Source organism: Flavobacterium sp. PL11, from assembly GCF_035985025.1.
Lineage (GTDB): Bacteria > Bacteroidota > Bacteroidia > Flavobacteriales > Flavobacteriaceae > Flavobacterium.
Genome location: NZ_JAXCIA010000041.1, coordinates 1 through 21,926 on the forward strand (window position 1 = coordinate 1; position 21,926 = coordinate 21,926).

A 21,926-nucleotide genomic window follows, 5' to 3' on the forward strand; every position below is an offset into this window, starting at 1 on the left:
TCGAGGGAAGTCCCTCCGCCGGCTCAAGAAAAGGAAATGGTGTCGCAAATGATCTTCTTCTTTAAATCCGAAAGGACGAGAAGTTTATCCCGAGCGAAGTCGAGGGAAGTCCCTCCGCCGGCTCAAGAAAAGGAAATGGTGTCGCAAATGATCTTCTTCTTTAAATCCGAAAGGACGAGAAGTTTATCCCGAGCAAAGTCGAGGGAAGTCCCTCCGCCAGCTCAAGAAAAGTAAATGCGATTTGGAATTTGTTTTTTGATTTATTGAAATTTTAAAAAAATGGGGAGATACTCAAGCGGCCAACGAGGGCAGACTGTAAATCTGCTGTGTAAACTTCGCAGGTTCGAATCCTGCTCTCCCCACGAAAAAAGTTTAAAAGTTTCAGGTTTCAAGTTTTGCTAGCAACTTGGAACACAAAACCTGAAACAAAAAAAACTTTACCTGCCGACTTAGCTCAGAGGTAGAGTGCTTCCTTGGTAAGGAAGAGGTCACGGGTTCAATTCCCGTAGTTGGCTCAAATAAGTAGGTAATAAAAATTAATATATAACAAGATTAAAAATTAAGTAAAATGGCAAAAGAAACCTTTAACCGTAGCAAGCCCCACTTAAACATTGGTACTATTGGGCACGTGGATCACGGAAAAACTACACTAACTGCAGCGATAACTAAAGTATTATCTGATGCTGGTTACTGTCAAGCAAAATCATTTGATCAAATTGATAATGCTCCTGAAGAAAAAGAAAGAGGTATTACAATTAATACATCTCACGTTGAGTATGAAACAGCTAATCGTCATTACGCTCACGTTGACTGTCCAGGTCACGCGGATTATGTAAAAAACATGGTTACTGGTGCTGCACAAATGGATGGTGCTATTCTTGTAGTAGCTGCAACTGATGGGCCTATGCCACAAACACGTGAGCATATCCTTTTAGGTCGTCAGGTTGGTATTCCTAGAATGGTTGTATTCATGAACAAGGTGGATATGGTTGATGACGAGGAATTATTAGAACTTGTTGAAATGGAAATTAGAGACTTATTGTCTTTTTATGAATATGATGGTGACAACTGTCCAGTTATTCAAGGGTCAGCTCTTGGAGGATTGAATAGTGATCCAGCTTGGGTACCAAAAATTATTGAATTAATGGCTGCTGTTGATATGTGGATTGAAGAGCCAATCCGCGATACTGCAAAACCTTTCTTGATGCCAGTTGAGGATGTATTTACAATTACTGGTCGTGGAACTGTTGCTACAGGTCGTATCGAAACTGGTATTGCTAATACAGGTGATGCTGTTGAAATCATTGGAATGGGAGCTGAAAAATTAACTTCTACTATTACAGGAGTTGAGATGTTCCGTAAAATCCTTGATAGAGGTGAAGCAGGAGATAACGTAGGTTTATTGTTAAGAGGTGTTGATAAAGAATCTATCAAAAGAGGAATGGTTATCATTAAGCCAGGATCAGTAAAACCACACGCTACTTTTAAAGCTGAGGTTTATATCTTGAAAAAAGAAGAGGGTGGTCGTCACACACCATTCCATAATAACTACCGTCCACAGTTTTACGTACGTACTACTGACGTAACAGGAGTTATTACTTTGCCAGAAGGAGTAGAAATGGTAATGCCAGGAGACAACTTAACAATCAATGTAGCTTTATTAAGCCCAATTGCAATGAGTGTTGGTTTACGTTTTGCAATCCGTGAAGGTGGTAGAACAGTAGGTGCTGGTCAAGTAACTGAGATTGTAGGATAATTTCCTAAATAATACAAAGCCAGTTTTTTTTCTTAATTGAAATAAAACTGGCTTTACATACGGGCGTAGTTCAAGGGTAGAATAGCGGTCTCCAAAACCGTTGATGGGGGTTCGAATCCCTCCGCCCGTGCAAAAAATAAATCATAATGACAAAAGTTGTAAATTATATATCGGAAGCATTTGAGGAATTAAAATCAAATGTATCTTGGCCAGAATGGCCTGAGGTGCAACGTCTAACGATTGTTGTTGCTGTCTTTTCTATATTATTCGCCTTGGCAACTTGGGGCGTTGATGAGGTATTTGCAAAAGCTTTAGCTGGATTTTTTAACTGGATAAAAGCTTAAATTTTGTGTTATGACAGATAATAATATTAAAAAATGGTACGTCGTTAGAGCGGTAAGCGGACAAGAGAATAAAGTGAAAGCATATATCGAAACTGAAATCGCAAGATTAGAAATGACTGATTATGTTTCTCAAGTTTTAGTGCCTACTGAAAAAGTCGTTACTGTAAAAGAAGGGAAAAAAATAACTAAAGAAAAAGTTTATTTTCCTGGCTATGTTATGATTGAGGCAAATCTCGTTGGTGAAATTCCCCATATTATTAAATCTATTACCAGTGTTATTGGTTTCTTAGGTGAAATTAAAGGTGGTGAGCCTGTTCCCTTAAGAATATCTGAAGTAAATAGAATGCTTGGTAAGGTAGATGAATTAGCTGTTAATACTGATACTCGTGCAATTCCTTTTAATATTGGAGAAACGATTAAAGTTGTTGATGGCCCTTTTAACGGTTTCAATGGAACTGTTGAAAAAATAAATGATGAAAAGCGTAAACTAGAAGTAATGGTTAAGATTTTCGGAAGAAAAACTCCATTAGAATTGAGTTTTATGCAAGTTGAAAAAGTATAATTTTTGTTACAACTATAATATCCATTGCAGTCGCTTCCAATGATTGCGGTGTTAAATTTTTAAAAAATGGCTAAAGAAATTAGTAAGGTAGTTAAACTACAAGTTAAGGGAGGTGCTGCGAACCCGTCGCCACCGGTTGGACCTGCTTTAGGAGCTGCTGGTGTAAATATCATGGAGTTTTGTAAGCAATTTAATGCTAGAACTCAAGATAAAGCCGGCAAAATATGCCCAGTACAAATCACTGTGTATAAAGACAAATCATTTGAATTTGTTGTTAAAACTCCTCCAGCGGCAGTCCAGTTAATGGAAGCTGCAAAGCTAAAGTCCGGATCTGGTGAGCCAAATCGTAAAAAAGTAGCTAGTGTTACTTGGGATACTATCAAGGCGATTGCCGAAGATAAAATGGTAGATTTAAATGCGTTTACAATCGAATCTGCTATGAGCATGATCGCTGGAACAGCTAGATCTATGGGTATAACTGTATCAGGAGAAGCTCCTTTTTAATTAAGAGAAAGACATGGCAAAATTGACAAAAAAGCAAAAAGAGGCTGCTTCAAAAATTGAAAAGAATAAACTATACTCTTTAAAAGATGCTGCGGCACTTATAAAAGTGGTTGCTTCTGCAAAATTTGATGAGTCTGTTGATATCGCGGTACGTTTGGGTGTAGATCCAAGAAAAGCGAATCAAATGGTGAGAGGTGTGGTAACATTACCTCATGGTACAGGTAAAGATGTTAAAGTATTAGCATTAGTAACTCCAGATAAAGAGGCGGAAGCTTTGGCAGCTGGTGCAGACTATGTAGGTCTTGACGAGTATTTACAAAAAATAAAAGATGGTTGGACAGATGTTGATGTAATTATCACTATGCCTTCTGTTATGGGTAAATTAGGTCCATTAGGTCGTATCTTAGGACCAAGAGGTTTAATGCCTAACCCTAAAACAGGTACTGTAACTATGGATGTTGCAAAAGCTGTTCAAGAGGTAAAAGCTGGTAAAATTGACTTTAAAGTTGATAAAACTGGTATAGTGCATGCAGGAATTGGTAAAGTTTCTTTTGGAGCTGAACAAATTGTTGAAAATGCTCATGAAATTATTCAAACATTAATCAAACTTAAACCAACTGCGGCTAAAGGAACTTACATCAAAAGTATTTACCTAACTAGCACAATGAGTCCAGCAATTGCATTGGATCCTAAGGCAGTATAATTGGTAGTTAAAAATTTTTAGTATGACTAGAGAAGAAAAATCAATCGCGATTGAAGATTTAACTGCACAGTTAGCTGGTACAAATATTATTTATGTATCTGATATTTCTGGAATGAATGCAGTAGCTACTTCAAACTTGAGAAGAGCTTGTTATAAAGCAGGTGTTAAATTAGAGGTAGTAAAAAATACGTTGCTTGCTAAGGCGATGGAAGTTTCTGCTAATGACTATGGTGATTTACCATCAGTATTATCTGGTAACAGCGCTATCTTTATTTCAGATGTTGCAAATGCACCTGGAAAAATAATTAAAGACTTCAGAAAAAAATCAGCTACCCCAATTTTAAAAGGAGCTTATATTAATTCTGAAATCTATATTGGAGATGATCAATTAGATGCATTAGCGACGATCAAATCTAAAGAAGAGCTAATTGGTGAAATCATTGGGTTGCTTCAATCACCAGCTCAAAGAGTTATCTCTGCTCTTCAAAACCAATTCGCTAAAAGCGAAGAGGCTTCAGAGGAAGTAGAAGCATAATAAGAATAGAGTGTAACTTTGTTTTTATTATATAAAAAGCGCACAATAAATAAATTATATTTTTACAAATCATTTTAAAACGATAACAAAAATGGCAGATTTGAAACAATTCGCAGAACAATTGGTTAACCTTACTGTAAAAGAAGTTAACGAATTAGCAACAATATTGAAAGACGAGTACGGAATTGAGCCAGCTGCTGCAGCTGCTGTAGTTTCAGGTGGTGGTGAAGCTGCTGCTGAAGAAGTTCAAACAGAATTTACAGTGGTATTGAAGGCAGCAGGTTCTTCTAAATTAGCTGTAGTAAAATTAGTTAAAGAACTTACAGGTTTAGGTTTGAAAGAAGCTAAAGATGTAGTAGATAGCGCTCCAAGTAACGTAAAAGAAGGTGTTACTAGAGAAGAAGCTGAAGGTCTTAAAAAATCTTTAGAAGAAGCAGGAGCTGAGGTTGAACTTAAATAGTTTACCTCTCTTTTTAGAATTAGGTTTAGGTCTTAGATGTATGTCTAAGGCCTAAACCATTTTTCGTATAATAAAATTATTTTAAGTTTTATTATAAAATAGCATAAATACAACAGGTTTTTAAATCAATACGATGAAAGAAAATATGGAAAGAGTCGCTCTTAAAATATTTTTAAAGATGTATTGATTATAAAAAAAAAGTATAGATTGTTTTATAAATTAAACAGTGTTTTTGCACAAAAACTACTTTTTTTAATCAAAATTTCTCCATTGATGATCACAAATCAGACTGAAAGATTAAATTTTGCCTCTACTAAAAACATACCTCAATATCCAGATTTTCTAGATGTTCAGGTTAAATCGTTTAAAGATTTTTTTCAATTAGAAACTAAATCTGACGAGAGAGGCGACGAAGGGCTATACAATACCTTCATGGAAAACTTTCCAATTACAGATACTAGAAATAATTTTGTACTGGAATTCCTTGACTATTTTGTAGATCCACCGCGTTACACCATTCAAGAATGTATTGAAAGAGGTCTTACTTATAGTGTGCCTTTAAAAGCTAGGTTAAAACTATATTGTACAGATCCTGAGCATGAGGATTTTGAAACTATCGTTCAAGATGTATATCTTGGAACTATACCTTATATGACGCCAAGTGGTACTTTTGTTATCAATGGTGCTGAGCGTGTGGTTGTGTCTCAATTGCATCGATCTCCAGGTGTTTTCTTTGGACAATCATTCCATGCTAATGGAACTAAATTGTATTCTGCCCGTGTAATTCCTTTTAAAGGTTCTTGGATAGAATTTTCTACAGATATAAACAGCGTAATGTATGCTTATATTGACAGAAAGAAAAAACTACCTGTAACTACTTTATTCCGTGCAATCGGTTTCGAAAGAGATAAGGATATCCTTGAAATTTTTGACCTTGCTGAGGAAATCAAAGTGTCTAAAACAGGTCTTAAAAAATATATCGGTAGAAAATTAGCTGCTCGTGTGTTGAATACATGGCATGAAGATTTCGTAGATGAAGATACTGGTGAAGTAGTTTCTATCGAACGTAACGAAATAATCCTTGATAGAGATACTATTATCGACAAAGATAATGTGGAAGAAATCATTGATTCTAACGTTAAATCTATTTTGTTGCATAAGGAAGATGCTAATCAAGGTGATTATGCGATCATTCATAATACGTTACAAAAAGATCCAACAAACTCTGAAAAAGAAGCTGTTGAGCATATTTACAGACAATTGCGTAACGCAGAACCGCCTGATGAAGAAACTGCTCGTGGTATTATAGATAAATTATTCTTTTCTGATCAACGTTATAACTTAGGTGAAGTTGGTCGTTACAGAATAAATAAAAAATTAGGTTTAGATACTCCAATGGAAAAGCAAGTCTTGACCAAAGAAGATATCATAACTATAGTAAAATATTTGATTGAATTAATCAACTCTAAAGCAGAGATTGATGACATTGATCACTTATCAAACCGTCGTGTAAGAACGGTTGGAGAACAGTTGTCACAGCAATTTGGTGTAGGTCTAGCGCGTATGGCTAGAACTATTCGTGAGAGAATGAACGTAAGAGATAACGAGGTGTTTACACCAATAGATTTGATTAATGCTAAAACATTATCATCTGTGATCAACTCTTTCTTTGGTACAAACCAATTGTCACAGTTTATGGATCAAACCAATCCACTTGCTGAGATTACGCACAAGAGAAGATTATCCGCACTTGGACCAGGTGGACTTTCTAGAGAAAGAGCTGGATTTGAGGTTCGTGACGTTCACTATACGCATTACGGACGTTTATGTCCAATTGAAACTCCAGAGGGACCAAATATTGGTTTGATTTCATCTCTTGGTGTTTATGCCAAAGTAAACGGAATGGGTTTCATTGAAACACCGTATCGTAAAGTAACTAATGGAGTTGTAGATTTAGTGTCTACGCCTGTTTACTTAAGTGCGGAAGAGGAAGAAGGAATGATGATTGCTCAAGCCAATATCCAAATGGATGGCGTTGGAAAAATTACTTCGGAAGATGTAATTGCACGTCAAGAAGGTGATTTCCCGGTAATTGAGCCTACAAGAGTTGATTATACTGATGTTGCTCCAAACCAAATTGCTTCTATTTCTGCTTCATTAATTCCTTTCTTGGAACATGATGATGCGAATAGAGCCTTGATGGGATCTAACATGATGCGTCAGGCCGTACCATTAATTCGTCCTGAAGCTCCAATTGTTGGAACCGGTTTAGAGCGTCAAGTTGCTTCTGATTCTAGAGTATTGATAAATGCTGAAGGAGATGGAGTTATTGAATATGTAGATGCTAATATCATTACTATCAAATACGATCGTACTGAGGAAGAAAGAATGGTGAGTTTTGAATCTGATGAAAAGACTTATAATTTAATCAAATTTAGAAAAACCAACCAAGGTACAAGTATCAACTTAAAACCTATCGTAAGAAAAGGGGATAGAGTGGTTCCTGGTCAAGTTTTATCTGAGGGTTATGCTACTCAAAATGGTGAATTAGCTTTAGGTCGTAACTTAAAAGTGGCGTTTATGCCATGGAAAGGATACAACTTTGAGGATGCTATTGTAATTTCTGAGAAAGTAGTTCGTGATGATATTTTTACTTCTATTCACGTGGATGATTATTCATTAGAAGTAAGAGATACTAAATTAGGTAACGAAGAATTAACGAACGATATACCGAACGTTTCTGAAGAAGCTACTAAAGATTTAGATGAAAATGGTATGATTAGAATTGGAGCCGAGGTTAAACCAGGCGATATTCTTATCGGAAAAATTACTCCAAAAGGAGAATCTGATCCTACTCCTGAAGAGAAATTGCTTCGTGCAATCTTTGGTGATAAAGCAGGTGATGTAAAAGATGCTTCATTAAAAGCGTCTCCTTCTTTACATGGTGTTGTTTTAGACAAAAAATTGTTTGCAAGAGCAGTAAAAGATAAACGTAAACGTACGCAAGATAAAGATGCTTTAGGTGCTTTAGAAATGGAGTTTGAAACGAAATTTGTTGAATTAAAAGACAAATTAGTAGAGAAACTTTTCGTAATCGTCAACGGAAAAACATCTCAAGGTGTAATGAATGATTTGGGTGAAGAAGTTTTACCGAAAGGTAAAAAATATACTCAAAAAATGCTTTATGCTGTTGAAGATTTTGCTCACCTAAGTAAAGGTCAATGGGTTGCTGATGATGCAACTAATAAAATGGTAAATGATTTAATTCATAACTATAAAATTAAATTGAACGATTTACAAGGTGCATTACGTAGGGAGAAATTCACAATTACAGTTGGTGATGAATTACCAGCTGGAATTTTGAAATTAGCTAAAGTATATATTGCTAAAAAACGTAAGTTAAAAGTTGGGGATAAAATGGCAGGACGTCACGGTAACAAAGGTATTGTTGCTCGTATCGTTCGTCATGAAGATATGCCTTTCTTAGAAGATGGAACTCCTGTTGATATTGTGTTGAACCCATTAGGTGTACCTTCACGTATGAACATTGGTCAAATTTATGAAACGGTATTGGGTTGGGCTGGACAGAACTTGGGTAGAAAATTTGCTACTCCTATTTTTGATGGTGCATCTTTAGACCAAATCAATGAATTGACTGACGAAGCTGGAATACCACGTTTTGGACATACTTACCTATACGATGGTGGTACTGGAGAACGTTTCCACCAAGCAGCAACAGTTGGAGTTATCTATATGTTGAAATTGGGTCACATGGTTGATGATAAGATGCACGCCCGTTCTATCGGACCGTACTCTTTAATAACCCAACAACCACTTGGAGGTAAAGCACAATTTGGAGGTCAGCGTTTTGGAGAGATGGAGGTTTGGGCACTTGAAGCTTATGGAGCATCAAGTACTTTACGTGAAATCTTGACTGTTAAATCTGATGATGTGATTGGTAGAGCTAAAACTTACGAAGCAATCGTTAAGGGAGAGTCTATGCCAGAGCCAGGATTGCCAGAATCATTCAATGTATTGATGCATGAATTGAAAGGTTTAGGATTAGACATTCGTTTAGAAGAATAATATTTAGTATCACTGTAAAGACGCGATTAATCGCGTCTTTACGTGGTATTTACAAGTTTTTAGGATTTATACCCGTAAACCGTTCCGATTTTTTATAGAAATCAAATTTTTATAACTAGCGCTTCATAATCAGTTTGAAGTTTAGAGAAGTAACTCGAGGTGTTTTAATAGTCTTAAAGTCAAACGTCATAAAGTTTAAAGTCCTACGTGACTTTCAGCTTTCGGCTTTCAAACTTTCGACTATAATAAAAATCAATTTTTTAATTGCAAATAAATCAATAGTAAAAACTATGATCAATAATAGAAATAATAATAAAGATAAGAATCCTGTTAAAAGATTCAGCAAAATTTCGATAGGATTAGCTTCGCCAGAATCTATCTTGAAAGAGTCAAGAGGAGAGGTTTTAAAGCCAGAAACTATCAACTATAGAACTCATAAGCCTGAGCGTGATGGTCTTTTCTGTGAGCGTATATTTGGACCAGTAAAAGATTTTGAATGTGCTTGTGGAAAATATAAAAGAATACGTTACAAAGGGATTATCTGTGACCGTTGTGGTGTTGAAGTTACCGAGAAAAAAGTACGTAGAGATAGAGTAGGACACATCAATCTTGTTGTGCCAATTGCTCATATCTGGTATTTCCGTTCTCTTCCTAATAAAATTGGTTATATCCTTGGACTTCCATCTAAGAAATTAGATATGATTATCTACTACGAAAGATACGTAGTAATCCAAGCAGGTATTGCTAAAAATGCAGAAGGTGAATCAGTACAAAGATTAGACTTCCTGACAGAAGAAGAATACTTGAACATTCTGGATACACTTCCTGCAGACAATCAATATTTAGATGATTTTGATCCAAATAAATTTGTTGCCAAAATGGGAGCAGAGTGTATAATGGATTTATTAGCTAGAATTGATTTAGATCAGTTGTCTTACCAATTAAGACATAATGCAAATAATGAAACGTCTAAACAACGTAAAACGGAAGCTTTAAAAAGATTACAAGTAGTGGAATCATTCCGTGAGTCTAACTTAAACCGTGAGAATCGTCCTGAATGGATGATTATGAAAGTGGTTCCAGTTATTCCACCAGAATTACGTCCGCTTGTGCCACTTGATGGAGGTCGTTTTGCTACTTCAGATTTAAATGATTTATACCGTCGTGTCATTATACGTAACAACCGTTTGAAAAGATTAATGGAGATCAAAGCTCCAGAAGTTATTTTAAGAAACGAGAAACGTATGTTGCAGGAATCGGTAGATTCACTTTTCGATAATACGCGTAAAGCATCTGCAGTAAAAACAGAATCAAACCGTCCTTTAAAATCACTTTCGGATTCCCTTAAAGGAAAACAAGGTCGTTTCCGTCAAAACTTACTTGGAAAACGTGTGGATTATTCTGCTCGTTCGGTAATTGTTGTTGGACCTGAATTAAAATTATCTGAGTGTGGTATCCCTAAAGATATGGCAGCAGAGTTATACAAGCCTTTTGTTATCCGTAAATTGATTGAAAGAGGAATTGTAAAAACGGTTAAATCAGCTAAAAAAATAATAGATAAGAAAGAGCCAGTAGTTTGGGATATCCTTGAAAATGTAATTAAAGGTCACCCAATATTACTAAACCGTGCTCCTACATTGCACAGATTAGGTATTCAAGCATTCCAACCAAAATTAATTGAAGGTAAAGCGATTCAATTGCATCCTTTAGTTTGTACTGCATTTAATGCCGATTTTGATGGGGATCAAATGGCAGTTCACTTACCACTAGGTCCAGAAGCTATATTAGAAGCGCAACTATTGATGTTGGGTTCTCATAATATTCTGAATCCTGCAAATGGTGCTCCAATTACAGTACCTTCTCAAGACATGGTGCTTGGTCTTTATTATATGACCAAAGAGCGTTTGTCAACTCCAGAACTTAAAATTTTAGGAGAAGGAATTACATTTTATTCTGCTGAAGAGGTAAATATTGCTTTGAATGAAGGCAGATTAGAATTGAATGCTTCTGTAAAGATTAGAGCAAAAGATTTTAACGAAGCGGGTGAGTTAGTTTACAAAATTATTCAAACAACTGCGGGACGTGTACTATTTAATGAAGTAGTGCCAGAAGCAGCTGGATATATCAATGATGTATTGACTAAGAAAAACCTTAGAGACATTATTGGTCACGTATTAAGTTCTACTGATGTACCTACAACGGCGGCTTTCTTGGATAACATGAAAGATATGGGTTATAAATTTGCCTTTAAAGGTGGTTTATCATTCTCACTTGGTGACATTAGAATTCCGGATCAAAAACCGAAATTAATCTCTGATGCAAGAGAGCAAGTTCAAGGTATTTCTGCTAACTATAACATGGGTCTTATTACTAATAACGAGCGTTATAACCAAGTTATTGATGTATGGACTTCTGCAAATGCTCAATTGACAGAATTAGCAATGAAAAACATCAGAGAAGACCAACAAGGTTTTAACTCAGTGTATATGATGCTTGACTCTGGAGCAAGGGGATCTAAAGAACAAATTCGTCAGTTAACTGGTATGCGTGGTTTGATGGCTAAGCCAAAAAAATCTACTGCTGGTGGTGGTGAAATTATTGAAAACCCTATTCTTTCTAACTTTAAAGAAGGGCTATCAATCCTTGAGTACTTTATTTCTACTCACGGTGCACGTAAAGGTCTTGCTGATACGGCGTTGAAAACTGCCGATGCAGGATACTTAACAAGAAGATTGCATGATGTATCTCAAGATGTTATTGTAAACATTGAAGATTGTGGTACACTTAGAGGAGTAGAAGTTTCTGCTTTGAAAAAGAATGAAGAAATTGTTGAAAGTTTAGGAGAAAGAATATTAGGACGTGTTGCATTGCAAGATGTTGTTAATCCTCTTACAAATGAGGTTTTAGTTGAGTCAGGAATGCAAATTACTGAAGCAATTATGAAATTAATTGAAGCTTCTCCTATTGACAAAGTGGAAGTTCGTTCTCCCCTTGTTTGTGAAGCTCCAAAAGGTATTTGTGCTAAATGTTACGGTAGAAACTTAGCTACAGGTAAAATGACTCAAAGAGGTGAGGCTGTTGGTGTAATTGCAGCTCAATCTATTGGAGAGCCAGGAACACAATTAACACTTCGTACTTTCCACGTTGGTGGGGTTGCGGGTGGTATTTCTGAAGAATCTAGCATTGTCACCAAATTTAAAGGTAAGTTAGAAATTGAAGATTTAAAAACAGTTAAGGGTGAAGATAGCGAAGGTAATTCAGTTGATATTGTTGTCTCTCGTTCTACTGAACTAAAATTAGTGGATGAGAAAACTGGAATTCTTTTAAACACACATAACATTCCTTACGGTTCTAGCATCTTTGTAAAAGATGGTCAATCTGTAGATAAAGGAGAAGTTATTTGTAAATGGGATCCATACAACGGAGTTATCGTTTCTGAATTTACTGGTAAAATTGCTTACGAAGATTTAGAGCAAGGTCAATCGTTCATGGTTGAAATTGATGAGCAAACAGGTTTCCAAGAAAAAGTAATTTCTGAATCTAGAGCTAGTAAATTAATTCCAACTTTACTGGTTTACGGTAAAGATGGCGAATTGATTCGTTCTTATAACTTACCTGTTGGAGCCCACTTGATGGTTGACAACGGTGAGAAAATTAAAGCAGGTAAAGTATTGGTTAAAATTCCTCGTCGCTCTTCTAAATCAGGAGATATTACAGGAGGTTTACCTAGAATTACAGAGTTGTTAGAAGCTCGTAATCCTTCTAACCCAGCTGTAGTTTCTGAAATTGATGGAGTGGTTTCTTTTGGAAAAATCAAAAGAGGTAACCGTGAAGTTATAATCGAATCTAAATTCGGGGATATTAGAAAATATTTGGTTAAACTATCAAGTCAAATTCTTGTTCAAGAGAATGACTTTGTAAGAGCAGGTGTTCCTTTATCTGATGGAGCAATTACTCCTGATGATATTTTAAGAATTCAAGGACCAGCAGCTGTTCAACAGTACTTGGTTAATGAAATTCAAGAAGTTTACCGTTTACAAGGAGTAAAAATTAATGATAAGCACTTTGAAGTAGTAATACGTCAAATGATGCGTAAAGTAAGAGTTCAAGATCCAGGTGATACTTTATTCTTAGAAGATCAATTGATTCATACAAAAGATTTTATCGTTCAAAATGATAAATTATATGGTATGAAAGTAGTTGAAGATGCTGGAGATTCAGGTGCACTTAAGGAAGGACAAATTATTACGCCTCGTGAGTTGCGTGACGAAAACTCTTTACTGAAACGTAATGATAAAAATCTTGTTGTGGCTCGTGATGTTATTACGGCTACTGCAACACCAGTTTTACAAGGTATTACTAGAGCATCATTGCAAACGAAATCATTTATTTCTGCTGCATCGTTCCAAGAAACTACTAAAGTGTTAAATGAAGCTGCAGTTGCAGGTAAAATTGATTATTTAGAAGGATTGAAAGAGAATGTAATTGTAGGACATAGAATCCCTGCCGGAACAGGTATGAGAGAATATGACAATACCATTGTAGGATCTAAGGAAGATTACAATGATATGATGGCTAGTAAAGAAGAGTATATTTATTAATTAGTCCACAGTAATTAGTGATTAGTCTTTTGGCTAATCACTTTTTGCTATTGTTTAGTTGCTAATGACTATTTACTAACCACTAAGAACTAAAAATATGAAAGATCAACAACAAGAGCAAATCAACATAGAACTAGACGAAAAAACGGCTGAAGGAATTTATTCTAATTTAGCTATCATAAATCACTCTTCATCGGAGTTTGTTTTAGATTTTGTTAGTATTATGCCTGGAATTCCAAAAGCAAAAGTAAAGTCAAGGATTGTTTTGACCCCACAACATGCTAAAAGATTATTGAAAGCAATTGGTGAAAACATCCATCGTTTTGAAATCGCTCATGGTGAAATAAAAGATACGGAACAAACAGCAATACCGCTTAATTTTGGTCCTGCGGGACAAGCTTAATATAAAAACGTTCGCTTAGGTGAGCGTTTTTTTTTATTGACTGTTCTTTTCTAATAAATTGAAATTGACGAATTTTTTATGAACTATAATGCAAAAAAAAAACGCTACCTTGTTAGATTAGCGTTTTTTTATGTCTAAAGTTAAAATTGTCTTACTCGAATTCTGACGTAAAAAATAACTTCACATTAGGATATTTATTTTGAGTCATTTGAATTGTAAAATCTGAATCAGCTAGAAACACAAGCTGTCCATATTTATCATGAGCCAAGAACTTCTGTTTTATTCTTCTAAATTCTTTGAATTCTTCACTTTTAGGATCGCTCGGTTTTACCCAACACGCTTTATGCACAGGAAAATTTTCATAAGTACATTTTGCGCCATATTCATGCTCTAAACGATATTGAATTACTTCATATTGAAGCGCTCCTACAGTTCCTATAATCTTTCTGTTGTTCATTTCAAGTGTAAACAGTTGCGCTACTCCTTCATCCATCAATTGATCGATTCCTTTCTCCAATTGTTTGGCTTTCATAGGATCGGCATTGTTGATATAACGAAAATGTTCTGGCGAGAAGCTTGGAATTCCCTTAAAACTCATCAACTCACTTTCAGTAAGAGTATCCCCAATTTTGAAATTTCCAGTATCATGCAGTCCTACAATATCTCCTGGATATGAAATATCAACTATTTCTTTTTTCTCAGCAAAAAAAGCATTTGGACTAGAAAATTTTAAATTCTTTTTTTGACGAACGTGATAGTAAGGTTTGTTTCTCTCGAAAGTTCCAGATACAATTTTTATAAAGGCTAAACGGTCTCTGTGTTTTGGATCCATATTAGCATGGATTTTAAAAACAAAACCAGTCATTTTTTCCTCTCTAGGATCAACTAATCGCGTTTCTGATTCCTTAGGTCTTGGAGAAGGCGCTATTTGAATAAAACAATCTAAAAGCTCTCTAACTCCAAAATTATTTAAGGCTGAACCAAAAAATACAGGCTGTAGTTTTCCATCTAAATATTCTTGACGATCAAATTTAGGATACACTTCATCAATTAATTCTAATTCGCCACGTAAAGTATCAGCGGGTTTCTGACCAATTATTTTTTCTAATTCAGGACTTTTAACATCAGAAAATGCAATTGTATCTTCAATGTTTTTTCTGTTATCGCCGCTAAACAAATTAATATTTTGTTCCCAAAGATTGTAAATTCCTTGAAAATCATAACCCATTCCTATAGGAAAACTCAAAGGAGTTACTCTTAAACCTAATTTTTGCTCTACCTCATCCATTAAGTCAAAAGCATCTTTTCCTTCTCGGTCTAATTTATTGATAAAAACAATAATTGGAATTTTACGCATTCTACAAACAGCAACTAATTTTTCTGTTTGTTCTTCCACTCCTTTTGCAACATCAATTACTACAATGACACTATCTACAGCGGTTAATGTTCTAAAAGTATCTTCAGCAAAATCCTTATGTCCTGGAGTATCTAAGATGTTTATCTTTATATCTTTGTAATTAAATGCCAGTACGGAAGTAGAAACAGAAATCCCTCTTTGACGTTCAATTTCCATAAAGTCACTAGTAGCTCCTTTTTTGATTTTATTATTTTTTACAGCACCTGCTTCTTGAATTGCCCCACCAAAAAGAAGGAGTTTTTCCGTTAATGTTGTCTTTCCAGCATCAGGATGTGAAATTATCCCAAAAGTACGTCTGCGTTGTATTTCTTCTAAAAACCCCATAATAATATAAATAGGATGCAAAAGTACTATTTATAAATGCTAATTAAAAAATTGTTGTGTCTTAATTATAACTGCTTATAAATAGTACTATTTTTATAGTAATATGTGTTTTTTATTATCTGCTATAATCTGCTACTGAGTAATTAGAAGAAAATAATGTCATTGTTCTTAACCATGTGCCATGTAAGTGCTCAATATAATTTTTAATCGTGCAAAGAAAAAACACAATTAAACGATAATTTTTTTTCTTGCAAAATCAAGGTCAGGTAAGTAAGTACCGACGCGCGTGAGATGACACAATCAATTATTCCTGTAAATCAAGTGAAAAAACTTGATAAGTATCTGGAAAAATGATGCTAATTAGACTGTGTTTTTAGGTGTAAAATGAATGGCAGCTATGATCTTTTTTATATGTTATATAATTTGACATTTATTCTTAATTAATACTTTCCTTATTTAAAACTGTAATTATTTACTATTAACATCCATTTTTACCCATAAAGTCTCAAGGAAAAATGAGATATAATATTTTGTTAATACTAGTAAGGAAACTTGTTTACTGTAATTGAATTACTATTTTTGTTTGCTTTAAATTAAGATAATGTCACTCTTTATTGTTCTATAAATACTGCTCAAACATGATTCTTAAAAGTGTATATTTGCCATCATTTTTTTATGGTTGGATTTTTAAATCAAATCAATAGCACTCGATAGTTCTCAATTAATATTAAAATTTACTTATGCCATTAAATATAATACCTATGAAGTTCATTAATAACAGACTTGCACTTCTATCTTTCCTTTTTATAGTTTCAAATTTTGTAGTAAGCGCACAAGAAATTATTAAAGATTCTGTAATTACTACTAAGCCTATTATCAAAAAACCATTTACAGGAAAACTGAAAATTGATGGTGTTATAGCAACGGTGGGCGATTATATTGTTTTAGATTCAGATATTGATAAATCATTTTTGGAGATTTCAGCACAAGGCGGTTCTGTTAAGGATATAACCAGATGCCAAATGTTAGGTAAGTTATTGGAAGATAAATTATACGCGCACCAAGCCATTCAAGACAGTATTGTAGTTACTGACTCTGAAGTAAAAGGGATGATGGAGGAACGTTTGAACTATATGGTAAGCCAAATTGGGTCAATGGAAAAAGTAATTCAGTATTATAAAAAAGATTCTGAGGAAGAATTTAGAAGTTACTTTTCTGATATTTTAAAAGAAGGAAAATTAACTTCTGAAATGCAAAAAAAGATAGTTGATGCAGTAGAAATTACTCCTGAAGAGGTTCGAAACTACTTTAAAACAATTCCTAAAAATGATTTACCATTCTTTGGTGTTGAACTTGAAGTAGCTCAAATAATAGTACAGCCTAAAGTTTCGCAAGCAGATAAGCAAAAAGTGATCGATCGATTGAATGGGTTTAAAAAAGAAATAGAAGAAGGTTCTAGTTTTTCAACAAAAGCAGTTTTATATTCTCAAGATCCTGGTTCAAGGGCAAATGGTGGTTTTTATAAAATGAGTCGTAAAACTCCTTTTGTAAAAGAGTTTAAAGATGTTGCATTTAGTTTAGCGGAAGGTGAAATATCGGCACCCTTTGAAACTACTTTTGGTTTCCATATTATTTATATAGAAAAAATAAAAGGTCAGGAGGTAGATTTACGACACATATTATTATCACCAGTTGTCACTGAGGAAGCTTTGACGGAAGCTAAAGAGAAAATAAATTTGATTAAAAAAAGAATTGAGGACAAGGAAATTACTTTTGCCGAAGCTGCGAGAACTGTTTCAGATGAAAAAGAAACAAGAGCTAATGGTGGTGCATTAATAAACCCTCAAACTCAAGATACAAGATTTGAATTGACTAAAATGGATCCTACATTTTATGGACAAGTTTCTAATCTAAAAACAAATCAAATTTCAGATCCTATATTAGACCAAAGTGAAGAAGGAAATAAGAAATTTAAATTAATTACTGTGACCAATAGAATTGATGAACATGCAGCTGATTATGGAAAGGACTATATTAAAATTAAGGACTTAGCTTTAAAAAGCAAACAAATCACCGCCATAGGAAAATGGTTTGATGAAAAAATTAAAGAAACTTATATTAAAATTATAGGGGAATATAGAGATTGTGATTTTACCAATAATTGGTTAAAGAAATAATTTTTATAATTCTAAAATTTAAAGGATTAAATATTTTAGTTAAATAAGTACAAAGAGTTAGTTTTATAATTTAATAAAGCTAACTCTTTTTAATTTTTAAATATGTTATAAATGTCAGACGTAACTGCAATACATAAATTAGTTCAAAAAAGAATAGAACTAAAAAAAGAAATCTCAAAAATAATTGTAGGACAAGAGGCTGTTGTCGATCAAATATTACTTTGTGTTTTTTCAGGAGGTCATGCGCTTTTAGTAGGAGTTCCAGGATTAGCTAAAACATTGTTAGTCAATACGCTTGCCCAAGCATTAGGACTAAACTTTAAGAGGATACAGTTTACACCAGATTTAATGCCTTCAGATATTTTGGGCAGTGAAATTTTAGACGAAAGTCGAAGTTTTAAATTTATAAAAGGGCCTATATTTTCTAACATTGTACTTGCCGATGAAATTAATAGAACACCACCTAAAACGCAAGCTGCTTTATTAGAAGCGATGCAAGAAAGATCGGTTACTATTGCAGGACAAAAGTACAAATTACAGTTACCTTATTTTGTGTTAGCGACTCAAAATCCTATTGAGCAAGAAGGAACGTATCCATTACCTGAAGCCCAATTAGACCGATTTATGTTTGCCATAAAATTAGAATATCCAAGTTTTGCAGAGGAAGTACAAGTGGTAAGACAAACTACTTCGGATATAAAGCAGTCAATTAACCCTTTATTTACAGCACAAGAAATTATAGATTTTCAAGACCTGATACGCAGAATTCCTGTGCCAGATAATGTAATTGAATATGCTGTTACGTTAGTTAGTAAAACCAGACCTGACAATTCGCTGTCTAATGACTTTATCAAAAATTATCTAGATTGGGGTGCAGGTCCTCGAGCTTCACAAAATCTTATATTAGCAGCCAAAGCTAATGCAGCATTTACTGGCAAATTTTCACCTGATATTGAAGATGTAAAAGCAGTAGCAACTGGAATTTTACGTCATCGTATTATCAAAAATTATAAAGCGGATGCGGAGGGAATAACGGAGGAAATGATTATTGCTAAACTGCTATAATATCTTAATAATTATAGAAATTTAAGATAAGAAATGCATTATATAAATTACAATAAAGGTTTCAATTCTAAACCTGATAGAGTATTTATTATTGATGTATTAAATTTAAAAGCAATTATTGCTAATTTCTTATATAAATTGCTTAATAATTCTGAAATACAATGTAAATGGCACTAAAGATGACTTTTATTAAAATCTTTTTAAATCTCATCTTAAATACTTAAATTTGCATTACAAATAACAAACAATCCTACATTATGGCTTTTGATATTGAAATGATTAAAAAAGTGTATGACAACATGACTACTCGTGTTGATAAAGCACGAGAAATAGTTGGTCGTCCACTTACTTTAACAGAAAAGATTCTCTACAATCACTTATGGGACGGAATGCCATCACATGCTTTTTCTAGAGGTGTTGATTATGTAGACTTTGCTCCAGATAGAGTAGCGTGTCAGGATGCTACTGCACAAATGGCATTATTGCAATTTATGCATGCTGGCAAATCTAAAGTTGCCGTTCCTACAACCGTACATTGCGATCACTTGATCCAAGCAAAAGTAGATGCAGCAACTGACTTAGCTCGAGCCAAAACCCAAAGTAATGAAGTTTTTGAATTTCTTTCTTCAGTATCTAATAAATATGGAATTGGATTTTGGAAACCAGGAGCAGGAATTATTCACCAAGTTGTTCTTGAAAACTATGCTTTTCCAGGTGGAATGATGATTGGTACTGATTCTCACACTGTAAACGCAGGTGGTTTAGGAATGGTCGCTATTGGAGTAGGTGGAGCTGATGCTGTTGATGTAATGTCAGGTATGGCTTGGGAATTAAAATTTCCTAAATTAATTGGCGTAAAATTGACTGGAAAACTTTCAGGTTGGACAGCGCCAAAAGATGTTATCTTGAAAGTAGCTGGAATTCTAACTGTAAAAGGCGGAACAGGAGCAATAGTTGAATATTTTGGTGAAGGAGCAACTTCAATGTCATGTACCGGTAAAGGAACAATTTGTAATATGGGTGCTGAGATAGGAGCTACTACATCTACTTTTGGTTATGATGCTTCAATGGGACGTTATTTACGATCTACTAATAGAGGTGATGTTGCCGATGCTGCTGATCAAATTGCATCTTATTTAACAGGTGATGACGAAGTATATGCAAATCCTGAATTGTATTTTGATCAAGTAATAGAAATTAATCTTGATGAATTAGAACCTCATCTTAACGGCCCTTTCACACCTGATTTAGCTACGCCTATTTCAAAGATGAAAGAGGAAGCCATAAAAAATAATTGGCCTTTAAAAATTGAAGTTGCTTTAATAGGATCATGTACCAATTCATCTTACGAAGATATTGCTCGTGCTGCCTCAATAGCCAAACAAGTTACTGACAAACATTTAAAAATAAAATCAGAGTTTACTATTACTCCAGGATCAGAGGTAGTGCGTTATACAATAGAGCGCGACGGATTTATAGATATTTTTGATAAAATGGGAGCAACTGTATTTGCAAATGCATGCGGACCGTGTATTGGAATGTGGGATAGAGAAGGAGCTGAGAAAGAGGAGCGTAATACAATTGTTCACTCATTCAACCGTAATTTCTCTAAACGTGCCGATGGAAATCCAAATACTATGGCTTTCGTAGGTTCACCTGAATTAGTAACTGCTCTAGCCATTGCTGGTGATTTAAGTTTTAATCCATTAACGGATACCTTAATTAATGAAAATGGTGAAGAAGTAAGATTAGAGGCTCCTACAGGAAATGAATTGCCACCTAGAGGATTTGATGCTGAAGACCCAGGTTTTCAAGCACCGGCGGAAGACGGCTCGCATATCATTGTTTCAGTAAGTGAAACTTCAGAAAGATTGCAATTATTAGCACCATTTTTACCTTGGGATGGAAATAATATTACAGGCGCCAAATTGCTTATTAAAGCATTTGGAAAATGCACAACCGATCATATTTCTATGGCAGGTCCATGGTTGCGTTTCCGTGGTCATCTAGACAATATTTCTAATAATATGTTGATTGGTGCTATCAATGCGTTCAACCAAAAACCCAATACAGTTAAAAATCAATTGACGGGCGTTTATGATGCAGTCCCAGCTGTAGCACGAGCGTATAAAGCGGCTGGAATTCCTTCGATAGTTGTGGGAGATCATAATTATGGTGAAGGTTCTTCGCGTGAGCATGCAGCAATGGAGCCACGTTTCCTTGGTGTAAAAGCAGTTTTAGTAAAATCATTTGCTCGTATTCACGAAACAAACCTTAAAAAACAAGGAATGTTAGGACTGACGTTTGCTAACGAAGCTGACTATGATAAAATTCAAGAGGATGACACTATCAATTTCTTAGATTTAGTTGAATTTGCCCCTGCAAAACCTCTTACATTAGAGTTTGTGCATGCTGATGGAACTTCCGATATAATTATGGCAAATCATACCTATAATGAAGGACAAATTGGCTGGTTTGTAGCAGGTTCAGCTTTGAATTTGATTGCTGCCGAAGCATAAATAGAAGTTGGCTTATTATTTAAGTCAAAACAGTTATATAAAAATGTTTAGTAATGCGTATAGATCTTTTGGCTATACAATTTACTAGACATTTTTTTTTGGAGCTAATTCTTCTCTGGTCTTTTTGGAATGTTCCAAGTATTTTTACACCACTTCATATTTGAATATACTTTAATTGGCTATTGATTTTTTGTCCAGTTGAGCGTAGTCGAAACGTAAAAATGTTTAGTAATGCGTATAGATCTTTTAGCTATACAATTTGCTAAACATTTTTTTTTTGGAGCTAATTCTTTTCTGGACTTTTTGGAACGTTCCAAGTATTTTTACACCACTTCATCTTTGAATATACTTTAATTGCTATTGATTTTTTGTCCGGTTGAGCGTAGTCGAAACGTAAAAATGTTTAGTAATGCGTATAGATCTTTTGGCTATACAATTTACTAGACATTTTTTTTTGGAGCTAATTCTTC

The 21,926-nt window shown here is 34.6% G+C and carries 14 protein-coding genes and 3 tRNA genes; 16 read left to right on the top strand and 1 reads right to left on the bottom strand.

Annotation, left to right across the window (positions count from 1 at the left end; translation table 11 throughout):
* Positions 1–281 precede the first annotated feature (281 nt).
* The 13 genes from RCH18_RS14835 to RCH18_RS14895 all read left to right on the top strand — a co-directional run bounded on the left by RCH18_RS14835 (position 282) and on the right by RCH18_RS14895 (position 13,954).
* Positions 282–362 (top strand) — tRNA-Tyr (locus RCH18_RS14835).
* A gap of 81 nt (positions 363–443) precedes the next feature.
* Positions 444–515: transfer RNA gene (locus RCH18_RS14840), tRNA-Thr, on the top strand.
* Positions 516–568: 53 nt separating this feature from the next.
* Entirely contained in the window at positions 569–1,756 is a 1,188-nt protein-coding gene (gene tuf / locus RCH18_RS14845) for an elongation factor Tu (RefSeq protein WP_326937555.1), read from the top strand.
* 59 nt (positions 1,757–1,815) lie between these two features.
* A tRNA-Trp gene (locus RCH18_RS14850) sits at positions 1,816–1,886 on the top strand.
* 16 nt (positions 1,887–1,902) lie between these two features.
* Positions 1,903–2,100, top strand: coding sequence for a preprotein translocase subunit SecE (gene secE, locus RCH18_RS14855; RefSeq protein ID WP_326937556.1), 198 nt, complete (start codon positions 1,903–1,905; stop codon positions 2,098–2,100).
* A 10-nt stretch (positions 2,101–2,110) separates the two neighbouring features.
* On the top strand, positions 2,111–2,662 hold the full coding sequence (gene nusG / locus RCH18_RS14860; RefSeq protein WP_326937557.1) for a transcription termination/antitermination protein NusG: 552 nt from the start codon (positions 2,111–2,113) through the stop codon (positions 2,660–2,662).
* 66 nt (positions 2,663–2,728) lie between these two features.
* A complete protein-coding gene (gene rplK, locus RCH18_RS14865; protein ID WP_326937558.1) occupies positions 2,729–3,166 on the top strand; it encodes a 50S ribosomal protein L11 in 438 nt (145 codons plus the stop codon).
* A gap of 13 nt (positions 3,167–3,179) precedes the next feature.
* The gene (rplA, locus tag RCH18_RS14870; protein ID WP_326937559.1) at positions 3,180–3,869 is read left to right on the top strand and encodes a 50S ribosomal protein L1; all 690 of its coding nucleotides are present in this window, start codon (positions 3,180–3,182) and stop codon (positions 3,867–3,869) included.
* Positions 3,870–3,891: 22 nt separating this feature from the next.
* Positions 3,892–4,404 carry a 50S ribosomal protein L10 gene (gene rplJ, locus RCH18_RS14875; protein ID WP_326937560.1) on the top strand — a complete coding sequence of 171 codons (513 nt, stop codon included), beginning with the start codon at positions 3,892–3,894 and terminating at the stop codon, positions 4,402–4,404.
* A 91-nt stretch (positions 4,405–4,495) separates the two neighbouring features.
* Entirely contained in the window at positions 4,496–4,864 is a 369-nt protein-coding gene (gene rplL / locus RCH18_RS14880) for a 50S ribosomal protein L7/L12 (RefSeq protein WP_326937561.1), read from the top strand.
* Between the two features lie 273 nt (positions 4,865–5,137).
* Positions 5,138–8,950, top strand: coding sequence for a DNA-directed RNA polymerase subunit beta (rpoB, locus tag RCH18_RS14885; protein ID WP_326937562.1), 3,813 nt, complete (start codon positions 5,138–5,140; stop codon positions 8,948–8,950).
* A 290-nt stretch (positions 8,951–9,240) separates the two neighbouring features.
* Positions 9,241–13,551 carry a DNA-directed RNA polymerase subunit beta' gene (gene rpoC, locus RCH18_RS14890; protein ID WP_326937563.1) on the top strand — a complete coding sequence of 1,437 codons (4,311 nt, stop codon included), beginning with the start codon at positions 9,241–9,243 and terminating at the stop codon, positions 13,549–13,551.
* Between the two features lie 97 nt (positions 13,552–13,648).
* Positions 13,649–13,954, top strand: a complete 306-nt coding sequence (locus RCH18_RS14895) for a DUF3467 domain-containing protein (RefSeq protein ID WP_326937564.1) — start codon at positions 13,649–13,651, stop codon at positions 13,952–13,954.
* Positions 13,955–14,105: 151 nt separating this feature from the next.
* Here RCH18_RS14895 and RCH18_RS14900 read toward each other — a convergent pair whose 3' ends face one another.
* The gene (locus RCH18_RS14900) at positions 14,106–15,695 is read right to left on the bottom strand and encodes a peptide chain release factor 3 (protein ID WP_326937565.1); all 1,590 of its coding nucleotides are present in this window, start codon (positions 15,693–15,695) and stop codon (positions 14,106–14,108) included.
* 740 nt (positions 15,696–16,435) lie between these two features.
* On the opposite strand from RCH18_RS14900, the gene RCH18_RS14905 reads away from it, so the two are divergent.
* From RCH18_RS14905 to RCH18_RS14915, 3 genes are all read left to right on the top strand, one after another.
* Entirely contained in the window at positions 16,436–17,872 is a 1,437-nt protein-coding gene (locus tag RCH18_RS14905; protein ID WP_326937566.1) for a peptidylprolyl isomerase, read from the top strand.
* Positions 17,873–17,983: 111 nt separating this feature from the next.
* On the top strand, positions 17,984–18,937 hold the full coding sequence (locus RCH18_RS14910; protein ID WP_326937567.1) for an AAA family ATPase: 954 nt from the start codon (positions 17,984–17,986) through the stop codon (positions 18,935–18,937).
* A gap of 257 nt (positions 18,938–19,194) precedes the next feature.
* On the top strand, positions 19,195–21,456 hold the full coding sequence (locus RCH18_RS14915; protein ID WP_326937568.1) for an aconitate hydratase: 2,262 nt from the start codon (positions 19,195–19,197) through the stop codon (positions 21,454–21,456).
* The last annotated feature ends 470 nt before the right edge of the window (positions 21,457–21,926 follow it).